We start from the raw sequence: 17,161 nt of genomic DNA on the forward strand, positions 1-17,161 counted from the left end.
CCAGGGGGAGAACAGAGAAGGATAGCCATTACCGTAAGAGCATGACTGGTAGCGGCCAAGATGGGCGTAATGGCGATACTAGACCAGGGATAAAGAATGCTCCGGGTTGAACCAGTATTTTGAACTCAGAGCATGGGGTTTTGGAGTAACCATAATTAATAGCAATTTCTGACTTGGCAATATCTCGGTGATATTGCTTTTCCCATTTATGGGACTAGCGAATGTTACATAATAGCTGTTAGCGCAAAAGTTCAAGTTGGGAATAATTCTCAACAATCGCAATATTTGTGGATATTGCTCTCTCAGGGATTATCGCTATCGGGAGAAACAGTATTGGACCCAGGCACTCTTCCGTGAAGGCTGTGAAGGGAATAACTTAAAATTTTAAAAAATTATTACTTCATATAAAAAAATATATTTTTTTCTGACTTTAGCCTTCACAGGGTTCACATAGAGATCAGTAGTACCGGTTGAACAATGAGAAAAGGCTCCGTTGGGGGAGCCTTCTTGTTATCAGCTCTAAGATTTAGCATCCCGGCTGTTACCGTTGGGCTTCTTTTACTGCTGGCTTAAGATCAATACCCACTCGGTAATTGCCATCTCTATCATGCCCAACGGGGATACCTAACCGGCTTAGTTCTGTCCCCATCGCGCTGCTCGCTAAAGGCTGAGTCCCATCACCGATGGTCTGGTGGTACAAGAGATACGTCCTATAGAGATCCGCGTGGGAGACAGTCAGGTTGGCTCCATGGTCACAGCATGTCGCGAGAAATCCCTCTACGCTACATACTAGCTGGACCCCTCCCTCCGGTATTGCCTCAGTTGGAACAGGCCCCAGGCCTTCATTTTGCCACATCAAGCACCCCTTTACGGCCCACGCCAGGATACCATCCGCCTGCTCCATTAGTTTGTCAAATAGCGTCCTGTCCTGTTCTTCTTTCGGGATGGTCACATCAAAGGGGATCATCTTCAATCGGCTATCAAAAGCTCTATCGGTCTTATCGAACCTCGGCATCCGATTGGTCGCAATGACTATCTTCCCAACTGGCGTAAAAGTTATGTAGTCCTTGTACAATGCTCTCGCCGTGATCGGGTCGCTACCGGTCAACCTCTTCACCAGAGCTTCATCAAAGTTGTACTGCCTGTTGGCTTCGGAGCACGATATAAACCGCGCACCTTTAAGTCGAACAATATCATTGCTCTGACTACCAGGCTTCTTCTGCAACAACGTATCAATCGGCATGTTAGTCCCGTACTCCGACAACAGCGACATCAGGACATTTATAAAAACCGTCTTGCCATTATCCCCATTCTCCCCGAGGAGGACAAAGAAGCACTTCTCGCTAACATCCCCGGTCAAACAATACCCAACCATCTTCTGCACAAAACGAATCAGGTCAACATTCCCGGCAAAGATCCGGTCCAAGAAATCCAACCAAACAGGGCTGACAGCATCCTCATGGTACTCAACCTTAGTTATCTTACTGTTAAGATCCTCCCGCCTATGGGGTAAGCGTTTGCCGGCCTTCAAGTCCACCGTCCCGTTGCCAACGTTCAAAAGCCACCCATGAGTATCAAACTGTTCAGATGAAACCGGTAAATGGACATTTGCTGACAGGAGCATCTTCTTTAGTTTGGCATTATCGAGACTCTTCCGTCCCCACTTCTGGAGATCTGATTTATACTTTGGGTCCTTCTGTTTTTCCACTTCAGCGAAGATGCTCTTTGCCGTGAGCTGGGCGTACACCTCGATCTGCTTGTTCTTGTCCGACTGCCACGTCTTTCCGTTCCAGATGTACCATGAGTTCTCTTGGTTGCAAAACAGCACTTTCTCGCCGTGTTGGTGGATAAACCGTTGACCATTCCCATAATCGGTCATGGACTCGTCCTCAGACAGCACGAGCGGTTTAGTTTTTGTTGTAGGTCCCAGTTGCTTCACTTTGTAACCGTCCATTGACGGTATGCCCAACTCGATCAATTTCGAGATGTCCATTTAAATCTCCTATAAAAAGAGAGGAGCAAAATGCTCCCCTCTCCCGTTCCTTATGGATGTTCTACTCCTCGCCAGCATCTCCCGCTTCACCGAATTCCTTTGCTTTTTCAGTTAAAGCTTCGAGGGTTGGCGTTGCTAGAAAGTCGTAATCGAGCGAAAGATACGCCTTGATGTCGGCTTCGGTAACTTGAACTTTTTTCCCTTCAGGAGTACTGGGCTTCTTCAAACCGTAGATGATCAAGTAGGCCAGCACATCCTCATCAGGCGCAATCGCGTCGCAATCAACCCTTCTTAGGACAAGAGTATTTCGCCTTGAAGTGACATCTTGGCCATAAGGTTTACTCAGTTTCGTGATTCTACGGTTACGCTTGTTTGCTTTCCAATCGAGGAAATCATCAGCATCGTCATCAGTCAGTGTTATGACTTGTGTTGCTGCCGTGTTCACTTGGACCACGACTTCGGCGACAGTGGCTGCCGATGCTACTAAATCCGTGATTGGGAGTTGAAGATCATCTTCTTTGGATTCAGGCTGATCTGCCTCTTTCTGTTCCAAACCCTGATGGTCAGGTGAACCTGTGCTTTCGATGCAGTCCTGCTCCTTAAGCTTTTGCAGCTGCTCCTCAAGGGCTACGATCACCACTTTGTCGGTGGGGTCCGTTGATCCCTTCAAGGCATCAAGCTTTTCTTCGATGTCGGCGATCTGGTTTGCGATGGTGGTGGTGCCTACTGCGGGGATGTTGTGTTTTGCGTCATTCATTGTTTACTGCCTCCTGTGGTTTGATTGCTGGCTAACCAGCTTCGTATGAAGGCAGAGTATATTTTTGGAAGGGGTCTGTACGGGGAATTGAGTCTCGGAAGACTGAGTTCCAGCTCAGCGGTCTTAGACGGCATTTGGAAAGGTGGGAATGGGAATGTTCCTTATTCTATATGCGGGAAAGTACCACTCTCAACAGCGGCAATGTAACGCCTTGCATAGCCTAAGTACGACTTAATAATTTTATCACTATCTGACACCACCTTGCTGCCATGGAGTCTCTTGTATATTTCCTCTAGCGACACGCCGCTTTCATTGTAATCATAAGCATCAAGATAACGCTGCCAGGTCTCGAACAATTTTTGAAGATTTTTACGATACTTAAACCTACCATCCACATCCTTGGGGTAGTCTATAAGCGCACCTAAATACTCGAGTTTTTTCATACAAGCTGCATGGCACTCCATAAATAGTTCCAAATCAGCCTTGAAGGCTTCCACTTCTTTGAGAGAAATCTCTAGTGGTTTCAGTGGGTTAAAGTTAAACGTGAAAGGTATAGCTTTTGTAAATAACATATCATTTACAATAGAATCAATATTTTTTGGATCTGCGAGTTGAGTGTAAACTCCTAGTTGCTGACCGGTTATGTTCTTTGTTCGCAAAGCAAACTCAAGCTGGTACTTAAATACATGTTTCAGATAATACAAATATTCATCATTAACATCACCAATTGAATTATGAACAGATGAGTCACCTTCGTTTGTACCAGTTACGAGGGCTAGCTCACTTTCTACCAACATATTGACATGATTTTCCACATCCTTTCGTATTACGTTTATATACTTTTCTTCTTTCCACCTCATAACATCTTTGAATGAAGCTTTGAGCTTTCCTTTTATCGGAATAATATTATCAACATAATTGTATTTTTCTACCAATTCATTAGATTCGAACTTAATCTCACCAAGTTTTTCTATTGACAAAGGAATTGACGATGGCTTTTGCATCAAAGATCTTATCATAAAAGTATATGTAAACTTACGTTTTATAGAGTTTACGTCTTCAATACTATGGTATAAAAACTCACCTGGTTGCAGATCCATTCTAGCTACCAACAAATCCTTTAGCACCTCTTGTATGATCTTATTGTTATCTTTCACTGACATCACCTATTCACAATATAAATAAAGAAGGGAGTATATATCCCTTACAACCAACATAATATCAGGTACTTAACTTCACCTGACGCGAACATTGACGCAAAACCAACCACCTTTCCACAATAATCGCCTACCAGAACATCTCGGAATAAAGCATACTTACCTGTATCTCAGTGGCTCGGACCGAAGGAGATCGTTTGCTTGCAAATGATCGACTGAGGCCGAACAAGGCGATAGCCTTGATAGCCCCTAGCACCATCCTCCAATCGAGACCAACAGGACAGGACACCATTACCATAGTCGAACGATGACATCAACAGCCAGACTAACGGCGACAACGACCACCGACCTATCCAACCATATCCATGCTCCAACCTCCTACCCCAACGAGGAGCGAAGCGGCGTCATAATTGAAGGTGCGCCAAGAAGCAGACAGCCGTCTATATCGGGTAGACCAGTGACGCAACAGCCCCATCTGTTTAGCACATGTTAGCCCAACAGACCATTATGGTATTTAGTTATTTTAGTAATTTAGGGGGAGACACCAAGCCAACAAGTTACTTTTGCGATGACAGGAAGCACCTCTGAGCCAGTTAGAGCTACCCTTTTAGCAAGACAAACCCTAACTAATTGATATTATATACCTACTGGCAACATAGGTAATTGGCAGGATCGGTACAAAACCCGAATGTGTAGTGCTTCGAGGGTAGCCCCGATTGTTCGCTAAACGGCAAGGGTTGACAAAGCGGTCACCATTAAAGCTTCCGTGAGTAAATAAAGGGCTACATAAAAGGTGGTTCGCTTTGCAGTCAACAGAAACGCCCACCGTATTGATATGCCAAGCAAAATGATGGAATACCCAATTGTCGAAAACACCAGAAGGGAAGCCACAGCCGACTGAGTATGATAGAACCGCGTTGGCATGTAGAATTGAATCGGAATAATAAACAGGATATTAGCAGTCCCGAATACATAGCAAAGGATATTCAGTACTTTCTGTACTTTTAAATTTCGATTGGACAGTTTTAGGATTAAGAACATCGGCAGAACTATAACCATCGTTAGTTGCAACGTCTGCGAGGTTATTCCTGTGATACTCAAGGGCTGTGGAAACTCAAGTTGTTGAGTCAAATCCTGATTTGGCGCAATTTTGCGAGCAATATGTTTAATGGCTGCGCTAAATTGCCAAACGAACAAGGCATAGCTAACAAGGTAATAGTATATTGCGTCCTTAGTCCATGAGTCTGGAAATTTTTTGGAGAAGAAGGTTACAGGGTGAAATACGATGTACACAAAAGTCCTAAAAATCGTAATTAGCCGACCAATACTTACTTTGACAATACCTTTATCCTCAGCATTTACAGCATTACCCATCATTCACTCCTGTTGAACCGTAGTTACCCCTCCCAAAGCTAACATATCAATGTCTATAAAGAAACCGTCATCATACGTAGCTGCCGTTTCTCGCTTATGCGGAATCGGTAACCTTCTAGGTTGCTGGGACCTGTAAAGGTCTCGCTAGACCAGGGGACATCACTGCTACACACCTGCGTCAAAATCTGCGTCAACATCTACATCTGAAATAAGGAAGGGCTATGTGGTTAGCATAGCCCTTCCATAACTACTTGTATTTACTTGTATTTTGTGGTGCCCGGAGCCGGGGTCGAACCGGCACGTCCTTGCGAACGAGGGATTTTAAGTCCCTTGCGTCTACCGATTCCGCCATCCGGGCCCGCTAACGGTCTCACGACCGCTTAGAGATTGTTGACGCGCTCGCGAAGGTCCTTCCCGGTCTTGAAGAAGGGGGTCTTCTTCGACGGGATGCTCACGATCTCGCCGCTCTTCGGATTCCTCGCCTCCCGCGGCTCGCGGTCGCGGATGGTGAAGCTGCCGAACCCGCGGATCTCTACCTTGTCACCCGCGGTGAGGGCTTCGCTCATGGCGTCGAAGACCATGGAGACGACGGCCTCGGACTCCTTGCGGGAGAGGGAGCCGCGCACTTCCACCAGCTTGTCAATCAGTTCGCTTTTAGTCATAGTCACACCTCAAATGTCCTGCTGATTAAATTGTACCTGCCGGCGAATTGACCTACTCCTCAGTGCTCTTCTTCAGTTTCTCTTTCAGAAGGTCGCCGAAGCTGGAGGTAGCCTCACCCTGGGAGCCCATGTAGGAGGCCATCTCGGCTTTCTCAATGGCGGACTGCAGCGCCTTGATGCTGAGAGCGATCTTCTTCTCGACGGTATCCACGTTGAGGACGACCGCTTCGAGATCGTCGCCGACGTTGGCGAAGTCTTTCGGCGAGGCGACCTTCTCGTGGGACAGCTCGGAGACGTGGATGAGACCTTCGATCCCCTCCTCGATCTCGACGAAGACGCCGAAGTCGGTGACGGAGGTGACCTTGCCGTTCACGCGGGAGCCGGTCTTGTACTTCCTCGGGATCTCGTCCCACGGATCCGGAACCAGCTGCTTGATGCCCAAGGACAGCCTCTCGTTCTCGACGTCGATGTTGAGAACGACCGCCTGCACGGTCTGGCCCTTGCTGAACAGCTCGCCCGGGTGCTTCACGCGACGGGTCCAGGAGATGTCGGAGACGTGGACCAGGCCGTCGATGCCGTCTTCGATGCCGATGAAGACGCCGAAGTCGGTGATGTTCTTGATCTGGCCTTCGATCTTGGTGCCGACCGGGTAGCGGTCGCCGATCACGGTCCAGGGGTTTACCTCGGTCTGCTTGAGGCCCAGCGAGATCCTGCGGTTGCTGGGATCCACACCCAGGATGACCGCTTCGACCTCCTCACCCACCTTGAGGATTTCCGACGGGTGACGTACGCGGCGGGTCCAGGACATCTCGGAGACGTGGACGAGACCTTCGACGCCGTCTTCCAGCGAGATGAATGCGCCGTAGTCGGTGAGGCTCACCACCTTGCCGCGGACGCGCTCGCCTTCGGTGTAGCGCTCGTTGACGTTGAGCCACGGATCGGGCACGGTCTGCTTGAGGCCCAGGGAGATCTTCCCTTTCTCGCGGTCGAACTTCAGCACCATGACCTTGACGGTGTCGCCCACCTTGACCATTTCGGACGGGTGGCCCAGACGGCCCCAGGACATGTCGGTTACGTGCAGCAGGCCATCCACGCCGCCCAGGTCGACGAAGGCACCGTACTCGGCGATGTTCTTCACGACGCCGTTGACGATGTCGCCTTCCTTGAGGGTGGCGAGGGTCTCGGTCCTTGCCTTATCGCGCTCCTCTTCGAGCAGCACGCGACGGGAAAGGACAAGGTTGCCGCGCTTTCTGTTCATCTTGAGGATGCGGAACTGGTAGCTCTGGCCGATGAAGCGGTCCATGTTGCCGCCGGGACGGAGGTCGACCTGGGAAGCGGGGAGGAAAGCCTCGACCCCGACATCGACGGTCATGCCGCCCTTCACCTTGCCGGTGATACGCCCTTCGATGACACCGCCTTCGCCGGCAGCGGCGATCTTCTCCCAGGCAACCTGGGAGTCGGCTTTCTTCTTGGAGAGGACCATGTGGCCGCGGATGTTCTCACCGCGCTCGAAGTAGACGTTGACTTCGTCGCCGACCTTGACGGTCAGGTCGCCGTTCTCGTCGATGAACTCGGCGATGCGGATGGCGCCTTCGGACTTGTAACCGACATCGACCAGCACCACGTCCTGCTCGATCTGAACGACCACCGCCTTGACGACTTCGCCGCTCTGCGGCTGCCTCAGGCTATCCTGAAAGAGGTCGGCGAACTCGCCGCCCTGCTCGGACTGCTCCATATCCTCGTCGTTATCGTGTAACCGCCTAATCGGCATATCTTTTTTCTTGTACATCTGTTTTTCATCACCCATCAGAGCCTGTACCCCCTAGTTTATTCTCCCTGTAAAATCGGGCTAATTTAGCACATATGAAAAATGTGTCAACCTCTTTCTCGGTCGATTTCTTTAATCCTGTCCATGACCTCGTCGATCAGCCATTTCGGAGTCGAGGCCCCCGCGGTGACCCCGACCTTCTCGACACCGTCGAACCAGGCCGGGTCGAGCTGGCTGGCGATCTCGATGTGGTGGGTGCGCGGCAAAAGTTCCGAGCAGACCTCGGCTAAGCGCTTGGTGTTGGCGGAGTTGTAGCCGCCGATCACGATCATGCAGTCGACCTTGCCGGCCAGGGCCTTGGCCTCCTCCTGGCGTACGGCGGTGGCGTCGCAGATCGTGTGGTAGACGCGGATCTCGCCACCTTTGCTGAGGCAGGCGGTGACCACGTTCTGCAGGTTCTCGAAGGACTGGGTGGTCTGGGCCACCACGCCGATCTTGGCCATGCGGGGAAGCTTCTCGGCCTCCTCGCCGGAGCCGACCACGAAGACGCGGCCGGTGGCGTAGGAGACGATCCCCTGCACCTCCGGGTGATCGGCGTCGCCCACCACGACCACGTCGTAGCCGGCGCGCGAAAGGCTCGCCACGTGCTCCTGCGCCTTCTTGACGAACGGGCAGGTGGCGTCCACCACCTCGAGACTGCGGGAGACCGCGGCCTCCAGCTCCTCGGCGGTGACCCCGTGGGAGCGGATGATGATGGTCCCCTTGTCGACGTCCTTCACGTCCTGGAGGGCAACCACCCCCATCTCCTCCAACCGCTGTACGACCTGCGGGGAGTGGATGATGGGACCGAGCGTGTAGGTTTCGCCACCCTTGTCGGCGGCTTCGAAGGCCAGGTGAGTGGCCCTTTTAACGCCGAAGCAGAACCCTGCCTGCTTCGCGAGAATGACTTCCATGAGATCCTCTTTGCCTTTTTCTGACTATTCTAACTCTGCTCGAGCTCCTGCAGGCGGGCGCGGACGGTCCGCTCCATGAGGTCGAGCACCTCTTCAATCGAAAGGTTGGTGGAGTCGATGTCCACCGCGTCGTCCGCCCTTTTCAAGGGCGCATGCTGGCGAGTTTCGTCCTGCTGGTCCCGGAGGACAACCTTGGCGATGGTCTCCTCGAGGGTGACCTCTTCGCCGCGGGCTTTCAGCTCCAGCCACCGCCGGCGCCCCCGCTCCTCGGCGCTGGCCGACAGGAAGAACTTCACCTCGGCGTCGGGGAAGACCACCGTGCCGATGTCCCGCCCCTCGAGGATGACGCCGCCGAAGGCGCCCATCTCGCGCTGCATGGCCAAAAGCGCGTCCCGCACCGGTTTCCGGGCCGAGATGCAGGAGGTAAGGATGCCGATCTCCTCGGTCCTGATGGCCCTGGAGACGTCTTCCCCGTTGACGATGACCCGGTACCCTTCCCCGTCGCGCTCGAAGCCGATCTTCAGCCCCTTGCAGAGTTCGGCGAGCTCCGCATCCTGCTCGCAGCCGATGCCTGCCCGCCGGGCCATGAGTGCCACCGAGCGGAACATGGCGCCGGTGTCGATGTTGATGTACCCCAACCGCCGGGCCAAGAGCTTGGTGAGGCTGCTTTTGCCCGCGCCGGAAGGACCGTCGATGGCGACGATGACCCCATTCAACCTGGCTGGTGCGCTCAATGCTTTACGACCCCCATCAGGAGATCGCGGAAACCGGGGAACGAGGTGGCGATGCAGTCGACGTCGGAGACCAGGGTCTCGCCCGGGGCGGTGAGCCCGGCCACCATCATCGACATGGCGATCCGGTGATCGCCGAAGCTCTCGGCGTTGCAGGCCTTCAGGCACTCGACGCCGGTGATCTCCATGCCGTCCTTGGTCTCGGCCACCTCGACGCCGGCGCGGCGGAGGTTGTCGGCCATGGCGGCGATGCGGTCCGTCTCCTTGACGCGGAGCTCGGCGGCGCCGGAGATCACGGTGGTCCCTTCGGCAAGCGCGGCGGCCACGGTGATGACCGGGAACTCGTCGATGGCGCGGGGCACCACGTCGCCGGAGATCTCGATCGCCTTGAGCTTCGAGGAGCGGACCAGGATGTCGGCCACCGGCTCGCCCGACTCCTCGCGGGGATTGGTCAGCTCGAGGTCGCCGCCCATCGCCTGGAGGATGTCGATGATCCCGGTGCGGGTCGGGTTCACCCCTACCCCCTTGATCAAGAGCTCGGAGCCGGGAACGATCAGGCCGGCCACCATGAAGAAGGCGGCCGAAGAGATGTCGCCGGGCACCACGAGGTCGCGGCCGGTCAATTCGACGCCGCCGTGGACCTTGACGCCCCCCTCGAAGGTTTCGAGCTCGGCGCCGAAGTAGCGGAGCATCCTCTCCGAGTGGTCGCGGGAGAGATGCGGCTCGCGCACCACGGTCTCGCCGTCGGCGTAGAGGCCGGCCAGCATGATGGCGGATTTGACCTGGGCGGAGGAGACCGGGGAGTCGTAGGAGATCCCGGTAAGCTTTCCGCCCTGGATGGCGAGCGGAGCCTTCTCACCGCCGGCGCGCCCGAGGATCCTGGCCCCCATCTGGGAGAGGGGCCCGACCACGCGCTTCATCGGCCTGGCGCGGAGGTACTTGTCGCCGGTCAACACCGAGAAGAAGTTCTGTCCGGCCAAAAGCCCGGTCAAAAGCCGCATCGAGGTGCCGGAGTTGCCGCAGTCCAGGACGTCGGTCGGCTCGGAAAGCCCGTGGATCCCTTTGCCGTGGATGGTGATGTTCTCCCCGTCGTCCTCGATCTCGATCCCCATGGCGCGGAAGGCCTCCAGGGTGCAGAGGGCGTCTTCGCCGCGCAAGAAACCGGTGACCCGGGTGATGCCGCGGGCCAGGGAGCCGAACATGATCGAGCGATGCGAGATGGATTTGTCGCCGGGGACGCGGATCTCTCCACGGACACCTTTAGCGGTCCGGACGGTATAACTGTTCATAGGATGGCGTCCCGTTTCTCTTTTGAATTATGGAAGAACTCCCGGAGTCCTTCGCCGTCGCCCTTGTCCACCAGGTTCCTCAGTTTCGCGAGGTAGCCGGAGAAGAAGTCCATCATCTCCAGGATGGCGTCGCGGTTGGTGAGGGCGATATCGCGCCACATGACCGGGTCGGAGGAGGCGATCCGGGTGAAGTCGCGGAAGCCCCCCGCCGAGTACTTCAGGAGGTCACCCTCGAAGCGGTCGTAACCATCCACGGCATTGACCAGCGAGTAGGCCACCATGTGCGGCAGATGCGAGATGGAGGCCACCACCAGGTCGTGCTGGACCGGATCCATCAGCGGCACGGTGGAGCCGGCGATCTCCCAGAGCTCCACCACCTTGGCGAGCGCCCGGGGATCGGTCTTCTCGGTCGGCGTCACGATGCAGCGACGGTTCTGATAGAGGCTCGAAAAGGACGCCTCGACGCCGGAATGCTCGGTGCCCGCGATGGGATGGCCACCGACGAAGAAGGTTCCCTCCTTCATCAAAGGCTCGCACCCCTTGACCACGAACTCCTTGACGCTCCCGCCGTCGGTCACGATGCAACCCGGCTCGAGGTGGGGAGCGATCTCGGCCACCACGGCCGGGATCGTGCAGACCGGGGTGGCGATGAAGACCAGGTCGGCACCCTTGACCGCCTCCTTGGCGTCGAAGAAGTAACCGTCGATCACGCCGAGCTCGACGCCCTTTTTCAGGTTCGCCTCGCCGCGCCCTACCCCGATCACCTCGCCGACCACACCTTTCTCGCGCAGCACCCGGGCCAGGGAGCCGCCGATCAGGCCGAGGCCGATCACCACCATCCGATTGAAGAACAGCATGCTAGGGGTTCCTCATGACCGCGCCCGCGGATAGGAGCCCAGCACCTTCACGAACTGGCAGCAGACGGAGAGTTCCTGGACCGCTTGGGCCACCTCGGGATCCGAGATGTGACCGGAGAGGTCGAGGTAGAAGATGTATTCCCACGCCTTGCGTTTGAGCGGGCGGGATTCGATCTTGGAGAGGTTGATGTCCCTCTTGGCGAACGGCTCCAGCATGCGGTGCAGGATGCCGGGCTCGTCTCTGACCGAGAACATCAGCGAGGTCTTGTCGTCGCCGCTCTTGTCCGCCATCTTCTTGCCGACCACCAGGAAGCGGGTGAAGTTGTTCACCTGGTCCTCGATGCGGGCCTTGACCACCTTCAGGTTATAGATGGAGGCGGCGTACTCGCTGGCGATGGCGGCGGCGGTGTAATCCTCGGTGACGATCTGGGCGGCCAGGGTGGTGGAAGCCACGTCGACCAGCGGAACGTTGGGGAGGTTGTCGGCCAGCCACTTGCGGCACTGGGCGAGAGGCTGCGGATGGGAGTAGACCTTCTTGATGTCCTCGAAACGCCCGGTGCGGGAGAGAAGGAAGTGGGAGACCTCGAGAAGCACCTCGGCGTTGATCTTCAGCTCGCTCTCCATGAACATGTCGAGCGTGTGCGAGATCATCCCCTCGGTGGTGTTCTCCACCGGCACCACCCCGTAGTAGGCCTCACCCTTGGAGACCGCCTCGAAGACGGCGGGGATGGAGCGCTCGGGGGAGAGCTGGGCGGAGAGCCCGAACTGCTGCATGGCGGCCAGGTGGCTGAAGGTCGCGTTGGGGCCCAGGAAGGCCACCCGCATCGGTTGCTCCAGGGCCAGCGAGGCCGAGATGATCTCGCGGAAAACCCCGCGGATGGCGTCGGTCGGGAAGGGGCCGGGATTGTTCGAGGTGAGGCGCTCGTAGATCTCGCGCTCCCGGTTGGGAACGTGAAAATCGCTGCGTTTCTCAGTCTTGATGGCGCCGACCTCTTTGACCAAGGTCGCGCGCTGATTCAAGAGCTCCAGGATGCGGTCATCGACTGCATCAATCTCTTGCCGCAGTTCTGCCAATGAGTGCTTTTCTTTCAAGCGGCGGTTACCTTCCAGGCGGGGGTAGTGATGGTCAGCGGAGCCTCTACTTATAAGGCAGCGCGGGCCATTTTGCAATGATTTTCTGCCGTCTTTTAGACCACCTCCGCCCTGGCATTGGGGTCGAGAGGATTCATCCTGACAGCGAGCGAGTACAGGTAGGGATAATCGTCATGCAGATGTTTGAGATAGGCGATCCACTCGATGAGAAGGTGCGTGTGCGCTCTCTTGATATCTCCCGAGAGATGATCCAGATCGGTCTCGGGAAGACCGGTGAGCGAGCGGCGTGCCTGCAGCTCCTCGGCCAGGTGCAAGACCGCCCAGAGAAGGTCGGTGAAGGCATCGTGTTCCAGCAGGTTGGGGTTCTCCAGAAGGGCCAGCATGATCCCCTTTTTCTCGGCGAGGAAGGCCTTCAGTTCGGCCAGGTCCCCCAGGCGGGAGTTGAGATCGACGCTGTGGGCCAGTACGAAGTCGCGGGCCCCATCGAAATCGGCCGCCTTCCATTTGACCGAGGGACGCAGGCGCTGGCAGATCTCCTGTCCGTCGGCGTAGAACTGGAGGATCTTGTGAAGGAGCTCGGTGCCGACCTCGCTGAAGAAGACCCCGATGACCATGTTGAGCTTCTTGATCATCGCCTCGCGCTCACGCTCTTTCAAGACGCGCTCTATCATGAGCGTCACGAAGAGGACGTAGACGGGGAGAAAGGCGACGTTGGAAAAGAAGTTGAAGAAGATGTCGTTGCCGTGGCCGAAGAAGGAGTATTCGGTGAGGTACAGAAGCAGGGAAACGATCAGCAAAAGCCAGACGATCTTGTCAGTCGGAAAACGGAGAAACTTCAAAAGGACCCCTCCTGGATAGAAAATCAAAAGTCAGCTAAGAGAATACCATACCGGATGACACACTTTGCCGCGCGCCCCATCCTCACCCCGTCCCTCCCCGTGAAGTGGGAGTGAACCAACCTATACCCTCGCCCCCGTTGGGGGAGAGGGTGGCCGAAGGCCGGGTGAGGGAAGCCGCAGGCTCCTCCCCGAGTGAACGTGAGTCAGTCAGTAGGTCGCGTTGAACAGCTTCACCGTGAAACGCGACAATCCCCTTCGCCACCTCGTGATAATGTCGCGTTTCGTTCCTCAACGCGACCTACCTCTTCAGATCGTGGGGGCGCGGAGTGCCCACCCTACACTCAACTCCCCTACCCTATCCTTCTCAGCCCCTCCGCGATGCGGATGGTGGCGCCGCGCCAGGTGGGGAAGATGCCGGAGACCACGCCGACCAGCAAGGCGGAGAGGATCTCCAGGGCGAGCGTCTCTTTCGAGACACTGAAATACGGGAAATACTGGGCCAGCTCGATCTCAATCCAGCGCGAGGCCGGAAAGGTCAGCACCGCGCCGAGCATGCCGCCCAGAAGGGAGATGGCGATCGATTCCCCGAAGACGAGCCCCGCCAGGTGGCCGGCCTTGAAGCCCAGCGTCTTCAGCGTCGCGTACTCCCCGATCCGCTCCCTGGCGGTCATGGCCATGGTGTTGGCGGCGACCACCATGATGATGGCGATCACCATGTAGGAGACGACCTGGATGGCGACCATGATCGCCTCAGTCATGGAGACGAAGCTCAAGTGGAAGGCCTTCTCCGTCTCGGTCATCGTCTCGGCCAGCGAGTTCTTGAAGAGGGAGTCCACGGAGAGGGCCACCTCCGAGGTCTTGTCGGGGCTTTTCACCCCGATGATGTAGTAGCCCACCTGGTCGGCCCTTCGGGGGGAGGTTTTTCTGACCGACTCGTTGAGGTAGTCCCAGTGGAAAAGAAGCACCCGCTCCTCGGTGGACCTTTCCGCCCCGTGGTAGATCCCGCGCAGGACGAAATCCCACTGGCCGGGGAAGATGGTCCCCTTGAGGTTGATGAGGTCCCCGATCCTCCAGCCGAAGGTCTTGGCGAGCCTGGCCCCGACGATGCAGCTCTTACGGTCGAGGAGGAAGTCGTTTTTCTCCTTGGGGGAGAGGACGAACTCCGGGTAGAGGTCGAGGTAGCTCTTGGGCTCCACCGCGTGGTTGGCGAAGAAGTGTTTCTCGTCGATGTAGATCCCGCCGAACCAGTTGCCGTAGGAGACCTCGGTGACGCCGGGGATGGCGCGGATCCGCTCGAGGTAGGAGACCGGGAGCGGGAAGATCAGCGAGATGGCGTTACGGGTGATGAGGCGGGTGGCCGAGGAATGTTCCGCACCCGAGTACCAAAGACCGACCAGCGTGCGCAAGAGCCCGAAGGCGAGCACCGCCACCGCCACCCCCACCACGGTGAGGACCGAACGGAGCCGGTGCCGGAAGAGGTTACGCAGGATGTATTTCAGGCAGAACATATGAACACCCTACAAGCACAAACCATTGAACGCGGATGACGCGGATGACGCGGATTGAGCGGATCTAGTAAAGGCCCAAACCTAACAGCAATGGAACGCGGATGACGCGGATTGAGCGGATCTACGCGGATAAGGCAACAACCACAACTAGAAACCTTTGAATCTGGGTTACCCCAAAAGCATTTATGCCTGATCCGCGTTAATCCGCTATATCCGTGTCATCCGCGTTCCAAAGGTTTTGACTCTGTCTTACCCCAAAGATTTTTTGCCTTATCCGCGTTAATCCGCTAAATCCGCGTCATCCGCGTTCTAAAGGTTTTGACTCTATGTTGCCCTCAGCGCCTCGACGATGTTCATCCGCGCCGCCCTAAAGGCCGGCAGTACCCCACCGATGAAGCCCATCACCATCGAGAACAGTAGCGATTTCCACAGTATCCCGAAGGTGAGCGTGAACGAGAAGGCCAGCTCGGAAAACGACTGCCAGTTCATGGTCGATATGGTGATCAGCTGCATGAACGACGCCGCCACCACCCCCAGCACTCCACCACAAAGCCCGAGCAGCAGCGACTCCAGGATGAACACCAGCAGGATGCTCTTCCTCTGGAACCCCAGCGCCCTGAGCGTCCCGATCTCGGTCACCCGGTTGGCCACCGCGGCATACATGGTGATGGTCGCCCCGATCACCGCACCTACCGAAAACACCACGGTCAGCACCATCCCCAGGATCCGCAGAAACTTCGCCATCGCCTCGGACTGGTCGAGATAGTAGCGCGTCTCCCGCTTGGCCTCCACGGTCAGCCGGGGATCCCCCTCCACGCGTGCCTTGTAGCTGTCGAAGGCGTTGGTGTCCCGCAGCCGGAAGATCAGCGACGAGTAAACCGGCCGCCGGAAGGCCTGCATCATCTGGTCGACGTCCCCCCAGATCTCGGAGGAGAACCCGGTGGAGCCGGCATCGAATACCCCGACCACCCTCCAGTCGCGCATCGCGAACCTGATGGTCTCCCCCAGCCCGCACCCCTGGAACCGGCGCGCGATGCTTTTCCCGCTCATCACCTCCGCCGAACCGGGTCGCGGCAGCCGCCCCTCGAAGAGCTTCACCGACGGGCGAAGCGCCAGCGACTCCTCCCCGATCCCCCGGATCACCACGTTGGCCGGATTGTTCCCTCCCCTCTTCTTCAGGTTGATGAGCACCACCAGCTCCTTGGCGAGGAGCGGCTTTCCATCGGTGCCTACGGCCACGGCCGGGTCGGTGGTCAAAAGCGCCGCCTGGTCCCGCTCCACGGCGCTCTGCACCTCGGAGTTGGCGGCCTTGCGAATGACCACCACGTTGTCCGGGGAGCCGGTCTCGACCAGCGTCTTCTGGAGCCCCTCGGCCAGCATGAGGGTGGCGGCGAAGACGAACACCACGAGCCCCATCCCGCTCGCGGTCAGCACGGTGGTGAGCCGCCGGGTCCAGAGGTTACGGAAACTGTAGGAGTAGGGAATGCCCATCAGGTTTCACTCAGTTCGCCCTTTTCCAGGTGCCGGATGAGATGCGCCTTCTCCGCCGCCCGGGGATCGTGGGTCACCATGATGATGGTCTTGTTGAAGCTGTGCACCAGCCAGTCCATGAGCCGAAGGATCTCTTCGGCGGAGACACGGTCCAGGTCGCCGGTCGGCTCGTCCGCCACCAGGATGTCGGGATCGGTCACGATCGCGCGGGCGATGGCCACCCGCTGCTGCTGCCCCCCGGAGAGCTGGGCCGGATAGTGATCCATCCGGTCGGAAAGCCCCACCGCCGAGAGGGCCGCCACCACGTGCTCGCGCCTCTCCGCCCGCTTCAGGGGGGTCAAAAGAAGCGGAAGCTCCACGTTCTCGAAGGCGGTCAGCACCGGGATCAGGTTGTAGAACTGGAAGATGAAGCCGACGCTCGACGCCCGCCAATGAGCCAGCTCGTTCTCGCTTAACCGGGAGATCTCCACCCCGCCGATCTCTATCGACCCGTGGTCGGCCGCGTCGATGCCGGCGATGAGGTTCAAAAGGGTGCTCTTGCCGGAGCCGGAGGGGCCCATGAGCGCCAGGAACTCGCCCCGGGCGATGTCGAAGCTGATATCGGAGAGCACCGGGATGACCTGGTTTCCCCGCCGGTAGCTCTTGGAAAGGTTGCGGATGGAGACGATGGGGGGCTGGGAGGATTCCATG

15 protein-coding genes and 1 tRNA gene are annotated in these 17,161 nt (G+C 56.7%); all 16 read right to left on the bottom strand.

Annotated features, from left to right (window positions below; all coding sequences use genetic code 11):
- Positions 1 to 541 precede the first annotated feature (541 nt).
- Complete coding sequence (locus ACYVL5_RS14910; RefSeq protein WP_460596371.1) at positions 542 to 1,993, bottom strand: DNA primase family protein; 1,452 nt, start codon at positions 1,991 to 1,993, stop codon at positions 542 to 544.
- Positions 1,994 to 2,054: 61 nt separating this feature from the next.
- Positions 2,055 to 2,750: a hypothetical protein gene (locus tag ACYVL5_RS14915; protein WP_460596372.1), complete on the bottom strand. Its 696-nt coding sequence runs from the start codon at positions 2,748 to 2,750 to the stop codon at positions 2,055 to 2,057.
- Positions 2,751 to 2,911: 161 nt separating this feature from the next.
- A complete protein-coding gene (locus ACYVL5_RS14920) occupies positions 2,912 to 3,907 on the bottom strand; it encodes a hypothetical protein (protein ID WP_460596373.1) in 996 nt (331 codons plus the stop codon).
- A 723-nt stretch (positions 3,908 to 4,630) separates the two neighbouring features.
- Positions 4,631 to 5,281 carry a hypothetical protein gene (locus ACYVL5_RS14925; RefSeq protein WP_460596374.1) on the bottom strand — a complete coding sequence of 217 codons (651 nt, stop codon included), beginning with the start codon at positions 5,279 to 5,281 and terminating at the stop codon, positions 4,631 to 4,633.
- Positions 5,282 to 5,552: 271 nt separating this feature from the next.
- Positions 5,553 to 5,639, bottom strand: a tRNA-Leu gene (locus ACYVL5_RS14930).
- Positions 5,640 to 5,661: 22 nt separating this feature from the next.
- Complete coding sequence (locus tag ACYVL5_RS14935; RefSeq protein ID WP_250678456.1) at positions 5,662 to 5,943, bottom strand: integration host factor subunit beta; 282 nt, start codon at positions 5,941 to 5,943, stop codon at positions 5,662 to 5,664.
- Between the two features lie 52 nt (positions 5,944 to 5,995).
- The gene (locus ACYVL5_RS14940; RefSeq protein ID WP_460596375.1) at positions 5,996 to 7,750 is read right to left on the bottom strand and encodes a 30S ribosomal protein S1; all 1,755 of its coding nucleotides are present in this window, start codon (positions 7,748 to 7,750) and stop codon (positions 5,996 to 5,998) included.
- A 68-nt stretch (positions 7,751 to 7,818) separates the two neighbouring features.
- Positions 7,819 to 8,664 (bottom strand): 4-hydroxy-3-methylbut-2-enyl diphosphate reductase, encoded by an 846-nt coding sequence (locus ACYVL5_RS14945; protein WP_460596376.1) that lies wholly within the window; start codon positions 8,662 to 8,664, stop codon positions 7,819 to 7,821.
- Between the two features lie 29 nt (positions 8,665 to 8,693).
- Positions 8,694 to 9,398, bottom strand: a complete 705-nt coding sequence (gene cmk / locus ACYVL5_RS14950) for a (d)CMP kinase (RefSeq protein ID WP_460596377.1) — start codon at positions 9,396 to 9,398, stop codon at positions 8,694 to 8,696.
- On the bottom strand, positions 9,395 to 10,684 hold the full coding sequence (aroA, locus tag ACYVL5_RS14955; RefSeq protein WP_460596378.1) for a 3-phosphoshikimate 1-carboxyvinyltransferase: 1,290 nt from the start codon (positions 10,682 to 10,684) through the stop codon (positions 9,395 to 9,397). The genes cmk and aroA overlap by 4 nt, the downstream gene beginning before the upstream one ends.
- Positions 10,681 to 11,541, bottom strand: coding sequence for a prephenate dehydrogenase (locus ACYVL5_RS14960; RefSeq protein ID WP_460596379.1), 861 nt, complete (start codon positions 11,539 to 11,541; stop codon positions 10,681 to 10,683). Before ACYVL5_RS14960 ends, aroA begins: the two co-directional genes overlap by 4 nt.
- A gap of 12 nt (positions 11,542 to 11,553) precedes the next feature.
- On the bottom strand, positions 11,554 to 12,633 hold the full coding sequence (gene pheA, locus ACYVL5_RS14965; protein WP_460596380.1) for a bifunctional chorismate mutase/prephenate dehydratase: 1,080 nt from the start codon (positions 12,631 to 12,633) through the stop codon (positions 11,554 to 11,556).
- Positions 12,634 to 12,728: 95 nt separating this feature from the next.
- On the bottom strand, positions 12,729 to 13,472 hold the full coding sequence (locus tag ACYVL5_RS14970; protein WP_460596381.1) for a hypothetical protein: 744 nt from the start codon (positions 13,470 to 13,472) through the stop codon (positions 12,729 to 12,731).
- Positions 13,473 to 13,822: 350 nt separating this feature from the next.
- Positions 13,823 to 14,980 (bottom strand): ABC transporter permease, encoded by a 1,158-nt coding sequence (locus ACYVL5_RS14975; RefSeq protein WP_460596382.1) that lies wholly within the window; start codon positions 14,978 to 14,980, stop codon positions 13,823 to 13,825.
- 324 nt (positions 14,981 to 15,304) lie between these two features.
- Entirely contained in the window at positions 15,305 to 16,471 is a 1,167-nt protein-coding gene (locus tag ACYVL5_RS14980; RefSeq protein ID WP_460596383.1) for an ABC transporter permease, read from the bottom strand.
- Complete coding sequence (locus ACYVL5_RS14985; protein WP_460596384.1) at positions 16,471 to 17,160, bottom strand: ABC transporter ATP-binding protein; 690 nt, start codon at positions 17,158 to 17,160, stop codon at positions 16,471 to 16,473. Before ACYVL5_RS14985 ends, ACYVL5_RS14980 begins: the two co-directional genes overlap by 1 nt.
- Between the last annotated feature and the right edge of the window lies 1 nt (position 17,161).

It is taken from the genome of Geomonas sp. Red276 (assembly GCF_054784495.1).

Coding starts and splice junctions, on each gene's coding strand:
- ACYVL5_RS14910 (WP_460596371.1), bottom strand. CDS start 1,993: ATGGACATCTCGAAATTGATCGAGTTGGGCATACCGTCAATGGACGGT.
- ACYVL5_RS14915 (WP_460596372.1), bottom strand. CDS start 2,750: ATGAATGACGCAAAACACAACATCCCCGCAGTAGGCACCACCACCATC.
- ACYVL5_RS14925 (WP_460596374.1), bottom strand. CDS start 5,281: ATGGGTAATGCTGTAAATGCTGAGGATAAAGGTATTGTCAAAGTAAGT.
- ACYVL5_RS14935 (WP_250678456.1), bottom strand. CDS start 5,943: ATGACTAAAAGCGAACTGATTGACAAGCTGGTGGAAGTGCGCGGCTCC.
- ACYVL5_RS14940 (WP_460596375.1), bottom strand. CDS start 7,750: ATGGGTGATGAAAAACAGATGTACAAGAAAAAAGATATGCCGATTAGG.
- ACYVL5_RS14945 (WP_460596376.1), bottom strand. CDS start 8,664: ATGGAAGTCATTCTCGCGAAGCAGGCAGGGTTCTGCTTCGGCGTTAAA.
- aroA (WP_460596378.1), bottom strand. CDS start 10,684: ATGAACAGTTATACCGTCCGGACCGCTAAAGGTGTCCGTGGAGAGATC.
- ACYVL5_RS14960 (WP_460596379.1), bottom strand. CDS start 11,541: ATGCTGTTCTTCAATCGGATGGTGGTGATCGGCCTCGGCCTGATCGGC.
- ACYVL5_RS14975 (WP_460596382.1), bottom strand. CDS start 14,980: ATGTTCTGCCTGAAATACATCCTGCGTAACCTCTTCCGGCACCGGCTC.
- ACYVL5_RS14980 (WP_460596383.1), bottom strand. CDS start 16,471: ATGGGCATTCCCTACTCCTACAGTTTCCGTAACCTCTGGACCCGGCGG.
- ACYVL5_RS14985 (WP_460596384.1), bottom strand. CDS start 17,160: ATGGAATCCTCCCAGCCCCCCATCGTCTCCATCCGCAACCTTTCCAAG.